The organism is Kocuria nitroreducens (genome assembly GCF_042879195.1).
In the GTDB taxonomy this organism is placed as follows: Bacteria; Actinomycetota; Actinomycetes; order Actinomycetales; family Micrococcaceae; genus Kocuria; species Kocuria nitroreducens.
Genome location: NZ_JBHZTC010000009.1, coordinates 92,149 through 110,670 on the forward strand (window position 1 = coordinate 92,149; position 18,522 = coordinate 110,670).

Genomic DNA, 18,522 nt, shown 5'->3' on the forward strand with positions numbered 1-18,522 from the left:
AAATACGGGACTAGTCCGCATATTCGCGGGTCGGCCCTTGACGACGCATGGCAGGCAACATACCGTGTGATGCATGCAACAGACGACGAAGATCGGGGAGCTGACCTCCTCCGCCGAGGTCCCACTGCTGGACCGGGTGCGGCACCTGGTGCTCAGCGGGCAGTTCCCGCCGGGAGCTCCGCTGTCGGAGATCTTCCTGGCCCAGGAGTTCGAGGTCAGCCGCACGCCCATCCGGGAGACCCTCAAACAGCTCCAGCACGAGGGCCTGGTGGAGATCCGCCCGAAGGTCGGCACCTTCGTGCGGGAGCCCACCCGTCGGGAGATCGTCGAGCTCTTCCAGCTCAAGGAGGGCCTGGAGGGTCTGGCCGCCGGTCTGCTGGCACGGCGTGGCAGCGTGCCGGAGCTCGACGTGCTCGAGCGCAACATCGCGGAATCCGACCAGGCGGCCACCGATCAGGACGCCACCCGGTACGCGGAACTGGTGCACGAGTTCCACCACACGATCATCACCGGAGCGGACAACTCCAAGCTGGCCGAGCACTACGACCGGCTGATGAACCAGCTGGCCTACCACCGCCTGGTGCTGCGCACGGCCGAGCACCCCGGGCGCATCAAGGCCTCCACCAGCGAGCACCGCGTCGTACTGGAGATGATCCGGGACAAGGACCACTTCGGCGCTGAGGCCGCCATGCGCAACCACGTCTACGCCTCTGCCCGGGAAGTCCTCACCGACTCCCGCACAGCCGGCGCCCCACTCCACTCTTGATCATCGCTTCAACCACTGCCGGCCACGCCGGCGCGAAAGGACCACGCCATGCGCTGCCTGGAGCTGTTCCCCGGGAAGGTCACGCTGGACTTCCCCCACACCCCGCACCTGGTGGGTGCGCGATGACGAGCACAACGACCCGCCTTGCCGAGAAGGCCGGCATCCGCAAGATCGTCCACTACCAGGAGGAGATCCTGCTGGAGAACGGTCAGGCCCCGGCCGTGCCGGTCGTGCGCGCCACCGTCGCCGCAGTGGTCTCCAACCCTTGGGTCGGGACCGGCCCGGAGACGGACCTCTCCCCGGCCACCGAGCAGCTGGCCCCGCCCCTGGCGCGCGTGCTGACCGACCGGCTGCTGGAGAGCCTCGGCGGGGCCGGACAGGTCGAGGCCTTCGGCAAGGCCGCCATCGTGGGCACCGCCGGGGAGATCGAGCACGCCGGGGCGCTGATCCACACCCCGTACTTCGGCAATCTCGTGCGGGAGTTCTTGGAGGGCTCCTCGATCATCTGCTTCGCCGACGACCGGGCCGAGGCGGGCCAGGCCCTGGTCGTGCCCATGTGGCACAAGACCCAGGCGGCCACGCGCAGCCACTACCAGACCATCACCACCCGGGTCAGTGATGGGCCCCGTGCCGACGAGATCGTCGTCGTCGCCGCCGCCTCCACCGGCCCCCGCCCGCATCCCCGCATCGGGGACCGGGTCACCGACCCCGCCGTCACGTCCGCCGTTCTCGAAGGAGCCTCCGCATGAGCACCCGCAAGATCATCACCCTCGTCGAAGAGACCGTCACCGAAGGCGGCCGTCCCGTTGAACCTGCCGCCCGCGTGGCTGTGGTGGCCGCCATCATCGCCAACCCCTGGGACGGTCAGGGGTTCGTCGAGGACCTCAACCCCGGCATCGAGGCCACCGCCTCCGAGGTCGGCGCCCTGCTCGCTGCCCGGGTGGTCGAGGCCCTCGGGGCTCCGGTGGAGGCCTTCGGCAAGGCCGCCATCGTGGGCCTGGACGGAGAGATCGAGCACGGCTCGGCCCTGATCCACACCCTGAAGTTCGGCGACCACTTCCGCAAGGCCGCCTCCGCGACCACGCTGCTGCCGGCGGTGGAGAAGCGCGGGCCCGCCGGCGTCGTCTTCGACATCCCGCTCAAGCACGTCACCGACGCCACCATCCGCTCCCACCACCAGAGCATCGAGGTGCGCCTGGCCGATGCTCCGCACCCCGGGGAGATCGTCATCGCCCTGGCCGCAGCTGCCCAGGGACGACCGCAGCAGCGCCTGGCCTCGCTGAGCACCGAGCAGTGACCACGGTCCAGCCCCTGCCGATCGTCCTGCTCCACGGCGTGGGGCTGGACCACACCATGTGGGAGCCCCTCCGCACGGAGCTCGCCCAGTGCACCGACCGCCCGGTCGTGGCCCTGGATCTGCCCGGCCACGGCGCTCAACCACCCCTGAGCGGCACGGCCACCCTGACCGGGCTGGCCGAGGACGTCGCCGCCCGCCTGCCCGGGCGAGTCCACCTGGTGGGGTTCTCCCTGGGCGCGCTCATCGCCCAGCACCTGGCCCGGTACCGCCCGGAACTGGTCGCCACCCTGACCAGCGTCAGCTCGGTGTGCCGGCGCACTCCGGAGGAGGCGGCCTCGGTGCAGCGGCGGCTGGACAGCGCCCGGGCGGACTTCCCCGGCAGCGTGGAGACCTCGATGCAGCGGTGGTACCCCGCGGACAGCGGGGTGGACCAGGGCACGGTTGCCGGAACACGGATCACCTTGCTGGCGAACTCCGTGGAGTCCTACCTGCATGCCTACGAGGTGTTCGCCACTGCCGACGCCGAGATCGGCCCCGAGCTGGACAGCATCGGAGTCCCGGCCCTGGCGGTGACCGGGGAACTGGACCCCGGCTCCACCCCGGAGATGACCGGACGTCTGGCGTCCGCGACCCCGGGTGCCCGGGCCGTCGTGGTTCCCGGGGCCCGCCACATGCTTCCCGTGGAGCAACCGGGGGAGCTGGCCCGCATCATCCACCACTTCATCGAGGAATCGAGCCGAGAAGACCATGCCTGAGCGCTACGACCACTTCATCAACGGACAGTACGTCGCCCCGGTCGAGGGCGCGTACTTCGAGAGCACCAACCCGGCCACCCTGGAGACCCTGTACTCCGCGGCCCGCGGCACCGCCGCCGACGTCGACGCCGCGGTCCAGGCCGCCGACCACGCCTTCCACGACCCCCGGTGGCGGGACCTGTCCCCCACCAAGCGCGGACACCTGCTGCGCCGCCTGGGCGATCTGGTCGGGCAGGACGCCGAGGAACTCGCCCGGATGGAGTCCCAGGACAACGGCAAGCTCCTGCGCGAGATGCGCGGGCAGCTGGCCGGCCTGCCGGAGTACCTCTACTACTACGCCGGTCTGGCCGACAAGGTCCAGGGCAGTCAGATCCCCACCAACTCCGTGCAGATGCTCAACTACACCCAGCGCGAAGCACTGGGCGTCGTCGGGGCCATCACCCCCTGGAACTCCCCGCTGACGCTGACCACCTCCAAGCTGTCCCCGGCCTTGGCCGCGGGCAACACCCTGATCATCAAGCCCTCGGAGTACACCTCACGCACCGTGCTGCGCCTGGCCGAACTGGCCACGGAGGCCGGGTTCCCCGACGGGGTCATCAACGTCGTCACCGGCTACGGCGTCGAGGCCGGCGCGCCGCTGGTCGATCACCCCGGCATCGCGAAGATCTCCTTCACCGGCTCCACCGCCACCGGCTCGACCATCGCGGCCTCGGCCGCGTCCCGGTTCATCGGGTGCACCCTGGAACTGGGGGGCAAGAGCCCCAACATCGTGTTCGAGGACGCCGACGTCTCCAACGCCGCCATGGGCGTCATCGCCGGGATCTTCGCCGCCGCCGGCCAGACCTGCATCGCCGGCAGCCGCGTCTTCGCCCACCGCTCCGTCTACGAGGAGCTGCTGGAGAAGGTGGTGGAACGCGCCCGCAGCATCGTCATCGGCGACCCGATGCTCGAGACCACCGAGCTGGGCCCGCTGGCCTTCGCCGCCCAGCAGGAGAAGGTCAACTCCTACGTGGAGCTGGGCGTCTCCGAGGGCGCGACCGTCCTCACCGGCGGCGGCCGGCCCGAGGTCGAGCTCCCGGGCTACTTCTACTCCCCCACCGTGCTGACCGGGGTGAACAACGACATGCGCGTCACCCGGGAGGAGATCTTCGGACCCGTCGCCGCGATCATGCCCTTCGACACCGAGGACGAAGTGCTGGCCCTGGCCAACGACACCGAGTACGGGCTCGCCGCCGGGATCTGGACCCAGAACCTCGCCCGGGCCCACCGGATGGCCCGCCGCCTGGAGGCCGGCACGGTCTGGGTCAACACCTACCGGGCGATGTCCCCGATGTCACCCCGGCAGGGCTTCAAGAACAGCGGGGTGGGCATCGAGCACGGCCTGGAGTCCATGCACGAGTACACCCGCCTCAAGAGCGTGTGGATCAACACGGACGAAGGCCCGGTTGCGGACCCCTTCGTCATGCGCAGCTAGAGAGGAGAACCCGATGCCCTTGATCGACGTGTCCATCGCCGAAGGCCGCAGCCCCGAACAGCTGCGCGCCCTCGTCTCTGCCCTGCACCGGGCCACCGAGGAGTCCGTCGGCGCCGTCCCGGAGAACACCACGGTGATCATCCGCGAGGTGCCGACCACCCACTGGTCCAAGGCCGACCGCACCATCGCGGAAAGAAGCAGCACCGCAGCACCGAACTGACGGCCTCCGGCCACGAGAAGCACCACCGCAGCACCGAACACGTCATCCGGACACGCGGCCATCGCCGGGCGTGGAGCCGCAGGCCGGGGCTCCCATCCGACAGCCCGGGGCGGCCGCCCCGGAACAGACCGCATGCAGTCAACCTACAGAAGGGCAACCACAATGCGATTCTCCCTCTTCGTGCACATGGAACGCTGGGACGACCAGGTGAGCCACCGGCAGCTCTTCGAGGACCTCGTCGACCTCGTGCACGTCGCCGAGGACGGCGGGTTCTCCACCGTGTGGATCGGCGAGCACCACGCGATGGAGTACACGGTCTCCCCGACTCCTATGCCGCTGCTCGCCTACCTGGCCGCCGAGACGGAGACCATCCGCCTGGGTGCCGGCACCTTGATCGCACCGTTCTGGAACCCCGTCCGCGCGGCCGGCGAGAGCGCACTGTTGGACGTCATCAGCGGCGGACGCCTCGAGCTCGGGGTCGCCCGCGGCGCCTACCAATTCGAGTTCGACCGGCTCGCCGGCGGCATGCCCGCCGCCGCCGGCGGCCAGCACCTGCGCGAGATCCTCCCGGCCATGCGCGCCCTGTGGCAGGGCGATTACACCCACGACGGGGAGATCTGGCAGTTCCCCACCTCCACCAGCGTGCCCAAGCCGGTGCAGGGCGAGATCCCCATCTGGGTCGCGGCCCGTTCCCCCGAGTCCCACGAGTTCGCCGTCGAGAACGGGTTCAACATCATGGTCACCCCGCTCATGAAGGACGACCGCGAGGTCGCCGACCTCACCGACAAGACCAAGGCCGCGATGGCCAAGTTCCCGGACGCGGACAAGCCTGAGGTCCTGTGCCTGCGCCACACCTACGTGCACAGCCCCGAGGAGCCGGACGCCTGGCGTCCAGCGGCCGCAGCGATCAACCGCTACTACCGGACCTTCGATGCCTGGGCCGGGAACAAGACCACCCCGGCCAACGGCTTCCTCGCCCCCTCGCCGGAGGAGAAGTTCGCGGACCGACCCGAGTTCGAGCCCGACAGCCTGCACAGGTCGGCGATGATCGGCACACCCGATGAGGTCATCGAGCGGATCAAGCACTATCAGGACCTGGGTGTCGACGAGTTCGCCTACTGGATCGACAACGGCATGACCCACGCCGAGAAGAAGAAGTCCCTGGAACTGTTCGTCGATCACGTCGTTCCCGCCTTCAGCGCGTGAAGCCCTCGGCTGCGCCGCTGTCACCCCCCACCAGGGACAGAGCGACGGGCCCGCCGTGCTCACCGGCCAGGCGGTGTTCCTTCCCGGCGTGACTGTCTCGACCGGACGCTGCAGTGCCGGGCCTCCGCACACGCCGTTCCAGCCGGCCGACACCGGAAGCGCCCGGGTGCGGCGGTCAGAAGTGGCCCGGGACATGTGCCCCAGTCCCGGGCCACCGGGGCGGCAGGCTCCCCGACCTCGATCATCCGGACTGCGGTGCGCATCCGGAGGTCGGTGACGATGGAGCGCCGCCCGCCGGAACATGCCCATCGCGACGCCGAAAATCCATCGATCCGGCGGGGATTCGACAGTTCCTCATGTCGTGGGGGTACACTCTGGTCCTTCCCTGCAGGGCACCCCCTGCACAGCAGCACCCCGTTCCAGGAGGACGCACCACATCATGGCCACCGATTACGACGCCCCGCGCACCCGGCCCGAGGACGAGCCGGCCAACGAGTCCCTGGAAGCGATCCAGGTCCAGCGCAGCGCCACCACCCAGACCGCGGTCATCGACGCCGAGGACTTCGACACCGCCGAGGGCATCGACCTGCCCGGGGCCGATCTCTCCCACGAAGAGCTCACCGTGGCCGTCATCCCGGAACAGGTCGACGAGTTCACCTGCGGCTCCTGCTTCCTGGTCCGGCACCGCTCCCAGCTCGCCCGCCAGGCCGGCGCGGTGAAGTACTGCACCGACTGCGAGAGCTGAACAGGCCGTTGCACCCCGCCCGCACCCCGCCGCCGTCGCACCCCGTGACAGAACGGGCCGGTGCCGGAGTCCACCCCGCCCTCTGACGGTTCCCCTGCCCCGCCCCGCGTGCCGGAGTGGCCGGTGCTGCTCGCGGTGGTGATCGTGGCGCTCACAGTCGGGCCGAAGCGCGACGGTGCGGCGCGGCACCGAGCGGCTATCGTGAGCGCATGAGCGAACAGGGTGCAGGACGAGTGCTCACCGCCGGACTCGTCGGATACGGCATGGCCGGGCGGGACTTCCACGGAGACCTGCTGCGGCGGGCCGGCGGCCAGGTCACCGACGTCGTCACCGGCAGCCCGGAACGGGCGTCCCGCGCGGGCGCCGACTGGCCCGGGGTGCAGGTGCACCGGGACCTGACCGGCCTGCTGGAGCACTCGCGGCCCGACGTGCTGGTCGTCGCGTCCCCCACCGGTCTGCACGCGGAGCACGCGCTGGCCGGCCTGGAGGCGGGGATCCCCGTGGTGGTCGACAAGCCGCTGGCCATGGACCACGAGGGTGCGGCGGCCGTGGTCCGACGCGCCGAGCAGAGCGGGACGCCGCTGACGGTCTTCCACAACCGGCGCTGGGACAGCGAGCAGCTGACCCTGGCCCGCGTACTCGCCGAGGGGCACCTCGGGGACGTGCACCGGTTCGAGCGCCGCTGGGAACGGTGGCGCCCGGTGCCCAAGGACCGGTGGCGGGAGAACGCGGTCGGCCAGGGCGGCGGACTGCTGCTCGACCTCGGTCCGCACCTGGTGGACGCCGCGATCCAGCTGTTCGGGCCGGTGGCCGCGGTGCGCGCCGAGCTGCGCGACCTGACGACACCCACCGAGGACGACGTCTTCCTGGCCCTGGACCACGCCTCGGGCACGACCAGCCACCTGTGGGCCGGGAGCCTCGTGGGGGCGCCGGGGCCGCGGACCCGGGTGCTCGGCTCGGCCGGCGCCTTCCTGGTTCCCGGGCACGACGACTGCTCCGGGCCCTTCGACCTCCTGGACCCCGGGGAGGGCATGACAGGCCTGCTCGTCCACGGCACCGGGACCGCCCCCGTGCCCACCGCCCCCGGCGAGCCGGCTGACTTCTACCGGGCCGTGGCGCGGTGGCTGCTCGGCGACGGCGAGGTCCCGGTGGACCCCTGGGACGCCGTGGCCGTCGCCGCGGTGCTGGACGCGGCCCGGCGCAGCGCCCGCACGGGGGCGCGGGAGGTGCCGGCGGCCCCCTGAGCTTGGCGCAGCGCGCCGCGGACACGGCCGAGGGGCTGTGCGCCCCCGGCCGACCGGTAGCGCAGGACACCGGGGACGCACCCGGTGTCCGCCAGCGGCTCGCCGCGGGCGAAGTCGGCCCACAGCCGCCGGAGGGGCCGGCCGTGGGCCTGGACGTCCTCCCACGCGGCCCCGGCGAGCAGCCCGGTGCCGGCCCACGTGGCCTCGTCGCCGAACAGCAGCGGGAGGTCGATCGTGTGGGCGGATCCGTACGGGCTGCCGGGCGCGCCCCAGCCGAGCACGTAGGTGTGGGCGCGGCCGCCGGCCCGGACGTGCCGAGCGGCGAACCGGCGGACGGCCCGGGCGTAGACGGCCGCGGTCACGTGACCCACGACGGCCCGGCGGAGTAGCGGGCCGATCAGCGGGAGCCGTGTGACCCGGTGCAGGACGGGCAGCGTGGGCAGGTAGAGCCGGGCCTCCTCCGCGGTGTGGCCGATGAGCACGTCGACGTGCGGGGCCACCCGGTCCCAGGCGGCCTCGACGCCCTTCTCGACGGGCAGGGGGTGGTGCCCGTACTGGGTGCCGAACGGCATCCGGCCCCTGAGTCCGAAGGAGGACGCGCCGGCCTCGACCTCGGCCTGCCGGGCCACCACCTCGGCGGCCGGCATCCCGGCGGTGACGGCCCCGGCCGCGGCCGCCATGGCCGCGCTCATCGCAGCCCGGCCGCGCGCGATGCCCAGCGGAGGACTCTGGAGGATGGCCCGGCGGAACAGCAGCTCCGCGCCCGGGACGGCCATGAGGTGGGCCACGGCGTCACCACCGGCGGACTGGCCGAACACGGTCACCCGGTCCGGGTCCCCGCCGAACGCCGCGATGTTGCGCCGCACCCAGCGCAGCGCCTCGAGCTGGTCGAGCAGACCGAGATTGGCCGGGCGGTCCCGGCCCGCGCCGAGGTAGCCGAACAGTCCCAGCCGGTAGGTGACGTTCACGGCCACGACGCGCTGCTCGGCGACCAAGGGCCGGGGATCCATGATCGGGGCGTCGCCGGCCCCGGTGGTGTAGGAGCCGCCGTGGATCCAGACCATCACCGGCAGCCGCTCCTCCTCTCCGCGATCGAGGGGCAGGGTGACCGACAGCCGCTGACAGTGCTCGTCCTGCGGGAGCCCGGCGAGGGTGTCGCCGAGGAGTTCCGTGAGGAAGGGCGAGTGCGCCTGGGGGCAGGCCGGGGCCGGGGCCGTGGCGGTGAGCGGCTCCTCCCGGTCCGCGACCGGGACGGGCGCGGCGAACCGGCCGGCCGTGGCGTACGGGATCCCGGTGGCCCGGACGACGTCGCCGTCGACCCGGCCGCGCACCGGACCGCAGGGAGGACTGAACGTGGGAGGGGCGGCGGTCATGCTCTCCTTCTACCACGACCCGCCGGGGACGTCAGGGGCGCCTGCGGACCGGACGGCACCGGGGAGCTCCGTCCCCTCCCGGCCCACCGCGCCGTGCTCGGCGGCACCCGTCGACGGTCCTGGGTAGATTGGGCTACCGACCGACAGGAGCCTTCCATGACCGCACACCCGCAGCGCCCGGCGCGACTCCGCGGCTCCGCGCGCGCCCGCGCAGGGGCAGACGACGTGCTGGCGGCGCCGTGAGCCGCACGGGCCACCACGCCGGCGTCGCGGCGATCCTGCTGACCTCGGTGCTGTGGGGCACGACCGGGACCGCAGCGACCTTCGCCCCCGGGGCCGGGCCGCTGGCGATCGGAGCCGCCGCCCTAGGGGCGGGCGGGCTGCTGCAGGCGGCGATCGCCCTGCCCGCGCTGCGCCGCTCGCGGCGGGCGCTGCGCTCGCAGGCCGGGCTGGTGGCGGTCGGGGCCGTGGCCGTGGCCGTCTATCCGCTGGCGTTCTACAGCTCGATGCACCTGGGCGGCGTCGCGATCGGCACGGTCGTCTCACTGGCGTCCGCGCCGCTGGCCTCGGGCGTCCTCGAACGCTTCCTCGAGCGCCGCCCCCTCAGCCGGTGGTGGATGGTCGCCGCGTTCCTGGGCGTCCTCGGCAGCGCCCTGCTGTGCCTGTCCAGGGCCGGCGGGTCCGAGGCCTCGGCCGCGGACACCGCCGCCGGCATCGGGCTCGGGCTGGTGGCCGGGGCGACCTACGCGTTGTACTCGTGGGTGGTCCACCGGCTGATGGGCCGCGGGGTGGGGCGTGCGGCCTCGATGGGCTCGGTCTTCGGGGCCGGCGGGGCGCTCCTGCTGCCCGTCCTCGCCCTCACGGGGGCGCCTCTGCTGACCTCGGCGCAGTCGTTCGCGGTGGCCGCGTACATGGCGCTGGTGCCGATGTTCCTCGGGTACTTCCTGTTCGGCATCGGGCTCACCCGGGTGCGCCCGAGCACGGCGACCACGCTTACCCTGACCGAGCCCGCCGTCGCGGCGGTCCTGGCCGTCGTCGTCGTCGGCGAACGGCTGACGGGCGCCGGCTGGACCGGGCTGGCCGTCATCGCCGCCGCGCTCGTCGTCCTGGCCCTCGCCCCCACCAACGTCGTCGCGAACCGGCCGGGAACGTCCGTCCGGCCACCGTCCGGCCAGGCACCGTCCGCCCACGCACCGCCCGCCGAGGCGCCGTCTGCCCCGGCGCCCGCGGTGGGGCACCCGGCCGCCGCGCGGACGGCCGCCGTGCAGGCGGCCGTGACACCGCACCCGGGGACTGACTAGGTTGGGGACGCCCCCACCGGGCAGCCCCCCAACCGGACACGCCGAGGAAGCACCCGAGGAACAGCCCATGACGCAGCAGGTCAGCCAGTCCCCCATGACCGAGGACGGCCAGTGGTGGCGCTCCGCGGTGATCTACCAGATCTATCCCCGCTCCTTCAACGACTCCAACGGCGACGGCCTGGGCGACCTGCCCGGCATCGTCGACCGCCTCGACTACCTCGCCGACCTCGGCGTGGACGCCCTGTGGTTGTCCCCGTTCTACGTCTCGCCGCAGCACGACGCCGGCTACGACGTCTCCGACTACCGGGACATCGACCCCCGTTTCGGCACCCTCGAGGACTTCGACCGGATGCGCGCCCGGATGGCAGAGCTGGGCATGCGGCTGATCGTGGACCTGGTGCCCAACCACACCTCCAGCGAGCACGAGTGGTTCCGGGCCGCCGTCGCCGCGGGGCCGGGCAGCCCCGCGCGGGACCGGTACATGTTCCGGGACGGCCGGGGCGAGCACGGCGAGCTGCCGCCGAACAACTGGCGCTCCGTGTTCGGCGGCGAGGCCTGGACCCGCCTGCCGGACGGGCAGTGGTACCTGCACCTGTTCGACAGCACCCAGCCGGACCTCAACTGGGAGAACCCGGAGGTGTGGGAGGAGTTCCGCTCCGTCCTGCGCTTCTGGCTGGACCGGGGTGCGGACGGCTTCCGGGTGGACGTGGCCCACGGCCTCGTCAAGGCCGAGGGGCTGCCGGACTGGGACCACCAGGTGCACATGGTCGAGGGCGAGCACGACGCACGGGAGCACGACGCCCCGGACACCCCCCTGAGCAACGGCAGCCCCTACTTCGACCAGGACGGCGTGCACGAGGTCTACCGCGACTGGCACCGGGTGCTCGCCGAGTACGAGGGCGACCGGATGATGGTGGCCGAGGCGTGGGTCGAGCCGGCGCACCGGCTGGCGATGTACGTCCGCTCCGACGAGATGCACCAGGCGTTCAACTTCGACTTCCTGGTGGCCGGGTGGGACTGGGGCCGGATGTCCCGGGCCATCGAGGACTCCCTGGCGGAGTCGGCGAAGGTCGGCGCGCCCACCACCTGGGTGCTGTCCAACCACGACACCGTCCGGCACGTCTCCCGCTTCGGGCTGACCGACCCCATCGCCTACCCCAAGGGGATCGACGCGGACGGCGAGCAGCCCGACCACGAACAGGGTCTCGCCCGCGGCCGCGCCGCCGCCCTGGTGGAGCTCGCGCTGCCCGGCTCCGCCTACCTGTACCAGGGGGACGAGCTGGGCCTGCCCGACCACACGCGACTGCCCGCCGAGGTGCGCCAGGACCCGGCGTTCGCCCGCACCCGGGGCGAGGAGGTCGGCCGCGACGGCTGCCGCGTCCCGCTGCCCTGGACCGCGGGAGAGCCGGGCCACGGCTTCGGGGCCGACCCGTGGCTGCCGCAGCCCGAGGCCTTCGCGGAGTTCGCGGCGGACCGGCAGGTGGGGGTCCCCGACTCCACGCACACGGTGTACCGCACGGCACTGCGGGTGCGCCGGAAGCTCGGTCTCGGCCGCGGCACATTCGGGTGGCACGCGACCCACGACGCCGCAACGGGCCTGCTCTCCTTCGTGAACACCACCGGCGCCGGGGAGCGGGTCCTCGTGGCGGCGAACATCGGCGGCGCCCCGGTGACCCTGCCCGCGGGAGAGCCGCTCGTGCTCAGCCGTCAGGACGCCGTGCAGGACGGTGCGCTGCGGCCCGAGCGGGCCGTGTGGTGGCGCCTGGCGTGAGCGACCGCGCCCGGCCGGGCCGGACGGTGCGGCCTGCGGATCAGTGGCTGGTGCGCCCCCGGGTCGACGCGAGCACCGGCGTGAGCAGCCGGTCCGCGAGCACGCCCGTGGCCACCGAGTACACCGCCTTGTGCAGGACGTCGACGGCCTGCTCGCCCGCCGGCCAGGACGCCGGCGGGGCCCCGACGCCGGTCGCGTTCTCCACGGTCTGGTCGAAGGCCAGCCGGACCACCGTGTGCCAGGCGTGGGCGTGCGGGCCGCGGATGCCGGTAACGGCCCACACTCCGCGCAGGGCGCCGAGGGCGGCGCCCGTGCCGTAGTGCATGGCGGAGTTCCAGCCTGCGGGCTGCTCGCGGTCGCCGGGGTGCCGCCCCAGCAGGGTGAGCAGGGCGCGCGCGGGGACGTAGGAGTCCGGGCGGTGGGTGAGCGCCTGCTCGGCCTTCTCCCCCAGCACCATCAGGCCGGCACCGGCGATCCCGGCCGCGGCACCGGTCGCCGCGGCCCGTCCGAGCACGCTCCGGCGGGCGGGCCCGGTCACGGCCGCTCCTGCCCGTCGGAGGTCCGGTCGGCGTCGAGCCCCTGCTGCTCCAGGTCGCGGTCGAGCTCGGCGCCCGGCTCGATGACCACGCCGTCCTCGCGCTGGTCGTCGACCGGTCCGTTCCCCGGTTCCTGCTCGCGTCCGTGCTCGGTCATGTCGACTCCCTCGGTCGTGGCCCCCGGGCCGGGCGGCCTGCCTCCCAGTGTAGGCAGGATGCTGATCATTCCGAGGGGGTGGGCTCCGCGCACGCCCGGCGCAGCCAGTCGCCGACCGGCGCCAGCGTCCGCTGCAGCTCGGCCAGCTCGGCGGGCTGCACGGACGGGCCCGCGGCGTCCAGGGCGGCCACGGCGTCGTCGAACGCGGAGCGCAGCTCGGCGGGCAGCCGGGGGACGAGGTCCCGCACGGAGGCGGCCGCCCCCTGCGGGCGGAAGTGGGGGTCCGGCTCGTCGCCGGACAGCGGCACGAGGCTCAGCGCGGCGTAGGCGCTCGCCACGTCGAAGCAGGCCTCCGGTTCCGAGGAGGACCCGGACGGCACCGGGGCGGGCGAGCCCGCCGTCGGCTCGAGGACGAGCCCGGACGGCTGCTGGCCGGCGCCGCAGCCCGCGAGCGCCAGCAGGCACAGGACGGACAGCGCGGCCGCTGCTGCCCCGCGGGGGCTCGGGCGTCGGGGATACCGGATCACGGCTCCCAGGGTAGGGAGCGAACCTCGGTGTCCGCTGGCAGCCGGCAGCACGCCCCCGGCACGAAGAAACCGCCGGCCCCCACGAGGGGACCGGCGGTTTCCGCGGTGGCTCCGACCGGCGTCGATCCGGTGACCTTACGATTTTCAGTCGTACGCTCTACCAACTGAGCTACAGAGCCCCGGCACATCCGCAGCGGATATGCCGCGACGGCGCCGCATCGTGTCGATGAACGCCGTCCGAGCGACCCTGACGGGACTTGAACCCGCGACCTCCGCCGTGACAGGGCGGCACGCTAACCAGCTGCGCTACAGGGCCTTGCTGTTTCCAACGAGGACTGATCCTACCAGCATTCCTCGGCGGTTGTACAAATCGGCGGGGGACCCTCCGATCGCGTACCCCCAACGGGATTCGAACCCGTGCCGCCGCCGTGAAAGGGCGGTGTCCTAGGCCGCTAGACGATGGGGGCCAGAACGCCCGCATCGACGACCACGACCTCGGCGACCGAGGACCGTGACACGGGAGAAACCGAGTACAGCTTAGAGGCTCGCCCGGATCCTGCACAATTCGAGCCCGGTCCCTCGGGACCCAGCCACCGCCCGGGCGCGTCCGGTAGGAATGGAAGGATGATCGAGATGACCCGCGAGGAGTTCGACGGTGCCGTCGACGACGCCATCGACCTGATCCCGGACCCGCTCTTCCGCGCGATGGACAACGTGGTGATCCTGGTCGAGGAAGAGCCCCCGGCGCACTCCCCCGAGCTGCTCGGCCTCTACGAGGGCGTGCCCCTCACCGCCCGGGACGGCGGGTGGGGCGCCGGCTCCCTGCCGGACCGGATCTTCGTCTACCGGGGACCGCTGCAGCGCATGTGCGCGGAGCGCGAGGAGCTCGTGGAGGAGATCACGGTCACCGTCATCCACGAGGTCGCCCACCACTTCGGCATCGACGACGAGCGGCTGCACGACCTGGGCTGGGGCTGAGCCGGCCCGCTCAGGCGTCCCAGGGGCGGACGTCGTCGGAGTCGAAGTCCTTGCGGGTCTCGATCCGCTCGTCGTGGCGGTCCGGGACGATCAGCACGGGCCCGGCGGCGTTGTGCAGCACCCCCTGCGACGCGGAGCCCAGGAGCATCCCGGCGAACCCGCCCCGGCCGCGCGTGCCCATCACCACCAGGCCGTTGCGCCGGGTCTGCTCGACCAGCACCTGCACCGGCGCCCCGTCCGCCAGCTCGGAGCCGATCTCCAGGTCCGGGAACCAGCTCTCGAGCCAGGCGACGCCACCGTTGAGCGCCCGCGCGACGTCCTCGTACATCACCTCGAAGTCCACCGCCGTCGGCATCCACGCGAGCGCCCCGCTCACGGGCGGCAGCGCGCACAGCACCGTCAGCGGGACGCCGAGCAGTCGTGCCTCCTCCGCAGCGTAGAGCATGGCGGCCCGGGCCTGGGCGGAGCCGTCCGAGCCGACGACCACGCGGTCCACGAGGGCCCGGGTGCTCGTGAGCTCCTCCGCGCCCAGGTGCTCCTGCGCCCACGGCAGGGGCACCACGCCCGTGGGGCACTTCGCGTGCGCCGGCACCGCCGTGGAGACCGTGCCGAGCAGCCGGCCCAGCAGGCCGCCCCGCCCCCGGGAGCCGAGGACCATCAGCTCCGCCGTGCGGCTCAGCTCGATCAGGGCCCCGGAGGGGTCCCCCGTCTCGACGGTCGCCCGCAGCTCGACCTCCACGTCGCGGACCTGGTCCGCCGCGTGGTTCAGCAGCTCCTCGACGCCCTGGGTGAGGGCGGCCTCGTCCACGGTGGCGTAGCCGGTGTCGAACCCCGAGCCCGAGAACACGGGCAGGCTGTACGCGGTGACCAGCCGCACGGGGCGGCCGCGGCGGCGCGCCTCCCGGGCCGCCCAGCGCAGGGCCCCGAGGCTCTGCTCGGACCCGTCGATGCCCACGACGATCTCTCCGGTGGCGTCGAGGGACCGGCCTTGCCCACCGCCCGCGGGGACGCGGTGGCGCACCGCCTCCCCGCCCAGCGTGGTCTCGTGCGGATCCTCGCGCTCCCGGTCCGGGGACGGGTGGTCGGTCATGGTGCTGCCTCCTGTGCGCGTCCTCGGTCCGCGGCGCTCCGGCCCCGCCGCGGGCTTCGCCTCCGATGGTACGCGCGGCGGGGCGGCAGGGCGGGGTCCCGCGGGGCGCCGGAGCGCCCCCGGGATGAGAGGATGAGGGCGCACTGTGCACCTGCCTGCGAGGAAGGACGGTCCCGCCGATGAGCGAGATCTCGTTGCCCGGCGCCCTGCCCGGCGAGACCGGGACGGAGGAGTGGGCCACGTGGGCCAGGACCCACTCCGTGACCCCCCGGCACGTGCTGCGCCCCACCTCGGTCCCGGAGCTCGCGGAGGGCGTCACCGCCGCCGTGCGCCGCGGACTGGGCGTGCGCGCGGTGGGCTCCGGGTGCAGCTTCTCGGCGCTGCCCCTCGCCCCCGACGTCATGCTCGACCTCTCCGGGCTCTCCGGGCTGCCGGCCGTCGACCGGGAGAGCCTGCGGGTCACGGTCCTGGCGGGCACCACGATCCGCGACCTGAACCAGGAGCTGGACGCCCACGGGCTGGCCGTCACCAATCTGCCGGACAGCGACTGGCAGACGGTCGCCGGCGCGGTCTCGACCGGCACCCACGGGACCGGCCTGGCCTTCGGCTCCCTGTCCCAGCAGGTGGTCGCCCTGAGCCTGGTCACGGCCGGCGGCGAGCTGGTGGAGTGCTCCGCCGAGCAGCGCCCCGAGCTGTTCCAGGCCGCACGCGTGGGCCTGGGAGCCGTGGGGGTCGTCGCGAGCGTCACCCTGGAGTGCGAGCCGACGTTCCGGCTGCACGCGGCGGAGCTCAAAGAACCCCTCGGCCAGCTCGTGGACACCCTGGGCAGCCGGATGGCCGGGGCCGACCACTTCGAGTTCTTCTGGACGCCGGGCACCGCCACCGCCCAGACCCGGATCCTGACGCGCCTGCACAAGCTCCCGGACTCCTACACGCGGCCCGGGTCCCCCGTGGCCCGCACCGTGCGCCGGCTCGACGACGCCGTGCTGCGCAACACCCTCACCGCGGGGCTGAACCAGCTGGCCACCGTCCTGCCCCGCTCCACTCCGGGGCTCAACCGCCTCGACGCCCTCACGAACAGCCCGCGGCAGTACAGCGACCTCTCCTTCCGGGTGTTCACCGTACCGCGCCGGACCCGGTTCGTCTCCTCCGAGTACGCTCTGCCCGTCGAAGAGCTCGTCGTCGCCTTCCGGGAGCTGCAGACGCTCATCGAGCGCCGGGACTACTCGTTCTCGCTCCCGGTGGACGTGCGCTGCTCCGCGGCGGAGGACGCCTGGCTCTCTCCCGCCCACGGCCGGGAGACCGGCTGGATCGCGCTGCGGCAGTACTGGCGCCGGTACGATCCGAAGGTCTTCGCCGCGGCCGAGGAGATCTTCGTGGCCCACGGCGGCCGCCCGCACTGGGGCACCGTGCACACGCAGGAGGCGGAGCACCTGCGCTCGGTGTACCCGCGGTTCCAGGACTTCCTCGACGCCCGGGCCTCGGTGGACCCGGACGGGGTGTTCCTCAACGCCCACGTCCGCGGGCTGCTGGGCCTGTAGGCCCGGCCTCCGCCCCCGGTCCGACAGCGCGAGGGGCCGCGTCCGGCAGGACGCGGCCCCTCGCGGGTCAGCACGGCGGCTCGGAGCGGCGGCTCAGACGGGCGAGGTGACCGGCTCCGTCACGCCCTCCCGGGAGACGCTGACCATCTCCTCGCGCTCGACCACCTTGACGCGCTCGCGCGGGTTGCCCTCGGCGTCGTGGGAAGACTGGCCGAGGTTCTGCTCGTACTCGTCGAGGGCCAGCCACCCCTCCCAGGTGGTGTACTCGACGCCGCGGGCCTCGAGCACGTCGTTGACGGACTCGGGGTCGGGACGGCTGGCGCCCGGCAGCACGGAGCGGTCCTCCAGGAGGTGGGTGACCGTCTCCAGGGCGTCGGACTTGGTGGCCCCGATCAGCCCCACCGGACCACGCTTGATCCACCCGGTCGCGTAGAGACCGTGCAGCACGGTGCCGTCCTCGGCCAGGACGCGGCCCTCCGCGTTGGGGATCACGCCGCGGCCGTCGTCGAACGGCAGCTCGGGCAGCCGGGAGCCCAGGTAGCCCACCGCGTGGTAGACGGCCTGCACGGGGTAGTCGACGTGCTCGCCGGTCCCGGTCACGGAGCCGTCACCGTTGAGACGCGTCCGCTCCATGCGCAGGCCCGTGACCCGGCCGTCCTCCCCCAGCACCTCGCGGGGGCTCTGCAGGAAGTGCAGGTGCAGCCGGCGGGAGGCGGTCTGCGGGGAGTCGTCGGCCCGCCACTTCTCGAGCGTCTTGACCATGACCTTGACCTGGTTGTTCTCGGCGATCGTCCGCTCGGAGCCCTCGTCGTACTGGTAGTCCTCGTCGTAGACGACGATGTCGACGTCCCGCGACTTGGCGAGCTCGCGCAGCTCGAGGGGGGTGAACTTCACCTGGGCGGGGCCGCGGCGGCCGAAGATGTGCACGTCCGTGACCGGGGACGCCTTGAGCCCCTGGTAGACGTTGCCGGGGATCTCCGTGACCAGCATGTCGTCGGCGTGCTTGGACAGCACGCGGGCCACGTCGAGGGCCACGTTGCCGTTACCGATGACCGCGATCTCGCGGGCCTCGAGCGGCCAGGTGCGCGGGAAGTCCGGGTGGCCGTCGTACCAGGCCACGAACTCGGCGGCCCCGTGCACGCCCTTCAGGTCGTTGCCGGGGATGTTCAGCGGGGCGTCGTAGACGGCTCCCGTGGCGAAGATCACGGCGTCGTAGTGGGCGCCGAAGTCGGCGAGGGTCAGGTCCCGGCCGAACTCCACGTTGCCGAAGAAGCGGATGTCGCCGCGGCCCAGGATGGCGCGCAGCGCGGTGATGATGCCCTTGATGCGCGGGTGGTCGGGGGCCACGCCGTAGCGGATGAGGCCGAACGGGGTCGGGTAGCGGTCGAACAGGTCGATGCTGACCTCGAGCTCCCCGTTCTTCACGGGCCCGGACTTGGTGAGCATGTCCGCGGCGTAGATGCCGGCCGGGCCGGCGCCGATGACGGCGACGCGCAGGGGGCGGGTGGTGGTGTCAGCCACGTGGGTTCCTTTCGATTGCG

The 18,522-nt window shown here is 73.0% G+C and carries 18 protein-coding genes, 3 tRNA genes and 1 pseudogene; 13 read left to right on the plus strand and 9 right to left on the minus strand.

Annotation, left to right across the window (positions count from 1 at the left end; genetic code table 11):
- Positions 1–73 precede the first annotated feature (73 nt).
- The 9 genes and pseudogenes from ACFYE1_RS08015 to ACFYE1_RS08055 all read left to right on the plus strand — a co-directional run.
- A complete protein-coding gene (locus ACFYE1_RS08015; protein ID WP_387741670.1) occupies positions 74–766 on the plus strand; it encodes a GntR family transcriptional regulator in 693 nt (230 codons plus the stop codon).
- A 122-nt stretch (positions 767–888) separates the two neighbouring features.
- Positions 889–1,515: an amino acid synthesis family protein gene (locus tag ACFYE1_RS08020; protein ID WP_387741671.1), complete on the plus strand. Its 627-nt coding sequence runs from the start codon at positions 889–891 to the stop codon at positions 1,513–1,515.
- A complete protein-coding gene (locus tag ACFYE1_RS08025) occupies positions 1,512–2,063 on the plus strand; it encodes an amino acid synthesis family protein (protein ID WP_387741673.1) in 552 nt (183 codons plus the stop codon). The genes ACFYE1_RS08020 and ACFYE1_RS08025 overlap by 4 nt, the downstream gene beginning before the upstream one ends.
- Complete coding sequence (locus tag ACFYE1_RS08030) at positions 2,060–2,818, plus strand: alpha/beta fold hydrolase (RefSeq protein WP_387741675.1); 759 nt, start codon at positions 2,060–2,062, stop codon at positions 2,816–2,818. The genes ACFYE1_RS08025 and ACFYE1_RS08030 overlap by 4 nt, the downstream gene beginning before the upstream one ends.
- Entirely contained in the window at positions 2,811–4,292 is a 1,482-nt protein-coding gene (locus ACFYE1_RS08035) for an aldehyde dehydrogenase (protein ID WP_387741677.1), read from the plus strand. Before ACFYE1_RS08030 ends, ACFYE1_RS08035 begins: the two co-directional genes overlap by 8 nt.
- A gap of 13 nt (positions 4,293–4,305) precedes the next feature.
- The gene (locus ACFYE1_RS08040) at positions 4,306–4,512 is read left to right on the plus strand and encodes a tautomerase family protein (RefSeq protein ID WP_387741679.1); all 207 of its coding nucleotides are present in this window, start codon (positions 4,306–4,308) and stop codon (positions 4,510–4,512) included.
- Between the two features lie 162 nt (positions 4,513–4,674).
- A complete protein-coding gene (locus ACFYE1_RS08045; protein WP_387741681.1) occupies positions 4,675–5,718 on the plus strand; it encodes an LLM class flavin-dependent oxidoreductase in 1,044 nt (347 codons plus the stop codon).
- 439 nt (positions 5,719–6,157) lie between these two features.
- On the plus strand, positions 6,158–6,463 hold the full coding sequence (locus tag ACFYE1_RS08050) for a DUF4193 domain-containing protein (protein WP_387741683.1): 306 nt from the start codon (positions 6,158–6,160) through the stop codon (positions 6,461–6,463).
- A 209-nt stretch (positions 6,464–6,672) separates the two neighbouring features.
- Positions 6,673–7,623: pseudogene (locus tag ACFYE1_RS08055) on the plus strand (Gfo/Idh/MocA family protein); the annotation flags it as partial.
- Here ACFYE1_RS08055 and ACFYE1_RS08060 read toward each other — a convergent pair.
- Positions 7,566–9,080, minus strand: a complete 1,515-nt coding sequence (locus ACFYE1_RS08060) for a carboxylesterase family protein (RefSeq protein WP_387741685.1) — start codon at positions 9,078–9,080, stop codon at positions 7,566–7,568. The pseudogene ACFYE1_RS08055 and the gene ACFYE1_RS08060 sit on opposite strands and share 58 nt — an antisense overlap.
- Before the next feature lie 239 nt (positions 9,081–9,319).
- Between ACFYE1_RS08060 and ACFYE1_RS08065 the strand changes: the two genes are divergently transcribed.
- Positions 9,320–10,381 carry a DMT family transporter gene (locus ACFYE1_RS08065; protein ID WP_387741687.1) on the plus strand — a complete coding sequence of 354 codons (1,062 nt, stop codon included), beginning with the start codon at positions 9,320–9,322 and terminating at the stop codon, positions 10,379–10,381.
- A 67-nt stretch (positions 10,382–10,448) separates the two neighbouring features.
- Positions 10,449–12,152, plus strand: coding sequence for a glycoside hydrolase family 13 protein (locus ACFYE1_RS08070; RefSeq protein WP_387741689.1), 1,704 nt, complete (start codon positions 10,449–10,451; stop codon positions 12,150–12,152).
- Between the two features lie 40 nt (positions 12,153–12,192).
- Here ACFYE1_RS08070 and ACFYE1_RS08075 read toward each other — a convergent pair whose 3' ends face one another.
- From ACFYE1_RS08075 to ACFYE1_RS08100, 6 genes are all read right to left on the minus strand, one after another.
- Positions 12,193–12,690, minus strand: coding sequence for a hypothetical protein (locus ACFYE1_RS08075; protein ID WP_387741691.1), 498 nt, complete (start codon positions 12,688–12,690; stop codon positions 12,193–12,195).
- Positions 12,687–12,845 carry a hypothetical protein gene (locus tag ACFYE1_RS08080; RefSeq protein ID WP_387741693.1) on the minus strand — a complete coding sequence of 53 codons (159 nt, stop codon included), beginning with the start codon at positions 12,843–12,845 and terminating at the stop codon, positions 12,687–12,689. The genes ACFYE1_RS08075 and ACFYE1_RS08080 overlap by 4 nt, the downstream gene beginning before the upstream one ends.
- Positions 12,846–12,910: 65 nt before the next feature.
- Positions 12,911–13,372, minus strand: a complete 462-nt coding sequence (locus ACFYE1_RS08085) for a hypothetical protein (RefSeq protein WP_387741694.1) — start codon at positions 13,370–13,372, stop codon at positions 12,911–12,913.
- A 106-nt stretch (positions 13,373–13,478) separates the two neighbouring features.
- Positions 13,479–13,551, minus strand: a tRNA-Phe gene (locus ACFYE1_RS08090).
- A 63-nt stretch (positions 13,552–13,614) separates the two neighbouring features.
- Positions 13,615–13,688, minus strand: a tRNA-Asp gene (locus tag ACFYE1_RS08095).
- 78 nt (positions 13,689–13,766) lie between these two features.
- Positions 13,767–13,839 (minus strand) — tRNA-Glu (locus ACFYE1_RS08100).
- Positions 13,840–13,996: 157 nt separating this feature from the next.
- On the opposite strand from ACFYE1_RS08100, the gene ACFYE1_RS08105 reads away from it, so the two are divergent.
- Positions 13,997–14,350, plus strand: coding sequence for a metallopeptidase family protein (locus ACFYE1_RS08105; protein ID WP_387741696.1), 354 nt, complete (start codon positions 13,997–13,999; stop codon positions 14,348–14,350).
- Between the two features lie 10 nt (positions 14,351–14,360).
- Here ACFYE1_RS08105 and ACFYE1_RS08110 read toward each other — a convergent pair whose 3' ends face one another.
- Positions 14,361–15,440 (minus strand): universal stress protein, encoded by a 1,080-nt coding sequence (locus tag ACFYE1_RS08110; RefSeq protein ID WP_387741697.1) that lies wholly within the window; start codon positions 15,438–15,440, stop codon positions 14,361–14,363.
- Positions 15,441–15,619: 179 nt separating this feature from the next.
- Here ACFYE1_RS08110 and ACFYE1_RS08115 point away from each other — a divergent pair, with 179 nt between their 5' ends.
- Complete coding sequence (locus ACFYE1_RS08115) at positions 15,620–16,981, plus strand: D-arabinono-1,4-lactone oxidase (RefSeq protein ID WP_387741699.1); 1,362 nt, start codon at positions 15,620–15,622, stop codon at positions 16,979–16,981.
- A 93-nt stretch (positions 16,982–17,074) separates the two neighbouring features.
- Here ACFYE1_RS08115 and ACFYE1_RS08120 read toward each other — a convergent pair whose 3' ends face one another.
- A complete protein-coding gene (locus ACFYE1_RS08120) occupies positions 17,075–18,502 on the minus strand; it encodes an FAD-dependent oxidoreductase (protein WP_387741700.1) in 1,428 nt (475 codons plus the stop codon).
- Positions 18,503–18,522 lie beyond the last annotated feature (20 nt).

Coding starts and splice junctions, on each gene's coding strand:
- ACFYE1_RS08015 (WP_387741670.1), top strand. CDS start 74: ATGCAACAGACGACGAAGATCGGGGAGCTGACCTCCTCCGCCGAGGTC.
- ACFYE1_RS08020 (WP_387741671.1), top strand. CDS start 889: ATGACGAGCACAACGACCCGCCTTGCCGAGAAGGCCGGCATCCGCAAG.
- ACFYE1_RS08025 (WP_387741673.1), top strand. CDS start 1,512: ATGAGCACCCGCAAGATCATCACCCTCGTCGAAGAGACCGTCACCGAA.
- ACFYE1_RS08035 (WP_387741677.1), top strand. CDS start 2,811: ATGCCTGAGCGCTACGACCACTTCATCAACGGACAGTACGTCGCCCCG.
- ACFYE1_RS08040 (WP_387741679.1), top strand. CDS start 4,306: ATGCCCTTGATCGACGTGTCCATCGCCGAAGGCCGCAGCCCCGAACAG.
- ACFYE1_RS08045 (WP_387741681.1), top strand. CDS start 4,675: ATGCGATTCTCCCTCTTCGTGCACATGGAACGCTGGGACGACCAGGTG.
- ACFYE1_RS08050 (WP_387741683.1), top strand. CDS start 6,158: ATGGCCACCGATTACGACGCCCCGCGCACCCGGCCCGAGGACGAGCCG.
- ACFYE1_RS08060 (WP_387741685.1), bottom strand. CDS start 9,080: ATGACCGCCGCCCCTCCCACGTTCAGTCCTCCCTGCGGTCCGGTGCGC.
- ACFYE1_RS08070 (WP_387741689.1), top strand. CDS start 10,449: ATGACGCAGCAGGTCAGCCAGTCCCCCATGACCGAGGACGGCCAGTGG.
- ACFYE1_RS08080 (WP_387741693.1), bottom strand. CDS start 12,845: ATGACCGAGCACGGACGCGAGCAGGAACCGGGGAACGGACCGGTCGAC.
- ACFYE1_RS08105 (WP_387741696.1), top strand. CDS start 13,997: ATGATCGAGATGACCCGCGAGGAGTTCGACGGTGCCGTCGACGACGCC.
- ACFYE1_RS08110 (WP_387741697.1), bottom strand. CDS start 15,440: ATGACCGACCACCCGTCCCCGGACCGGGAGCGCGAGGATCCGCACGAG.
- ACFYE1_RS08115 (WP_387741699.1), top strand. CDS start 15,620: ATGAGCGAGATCTCGTTGCCCGGCGCCCTGCCCGGCGAGACCGGGACG.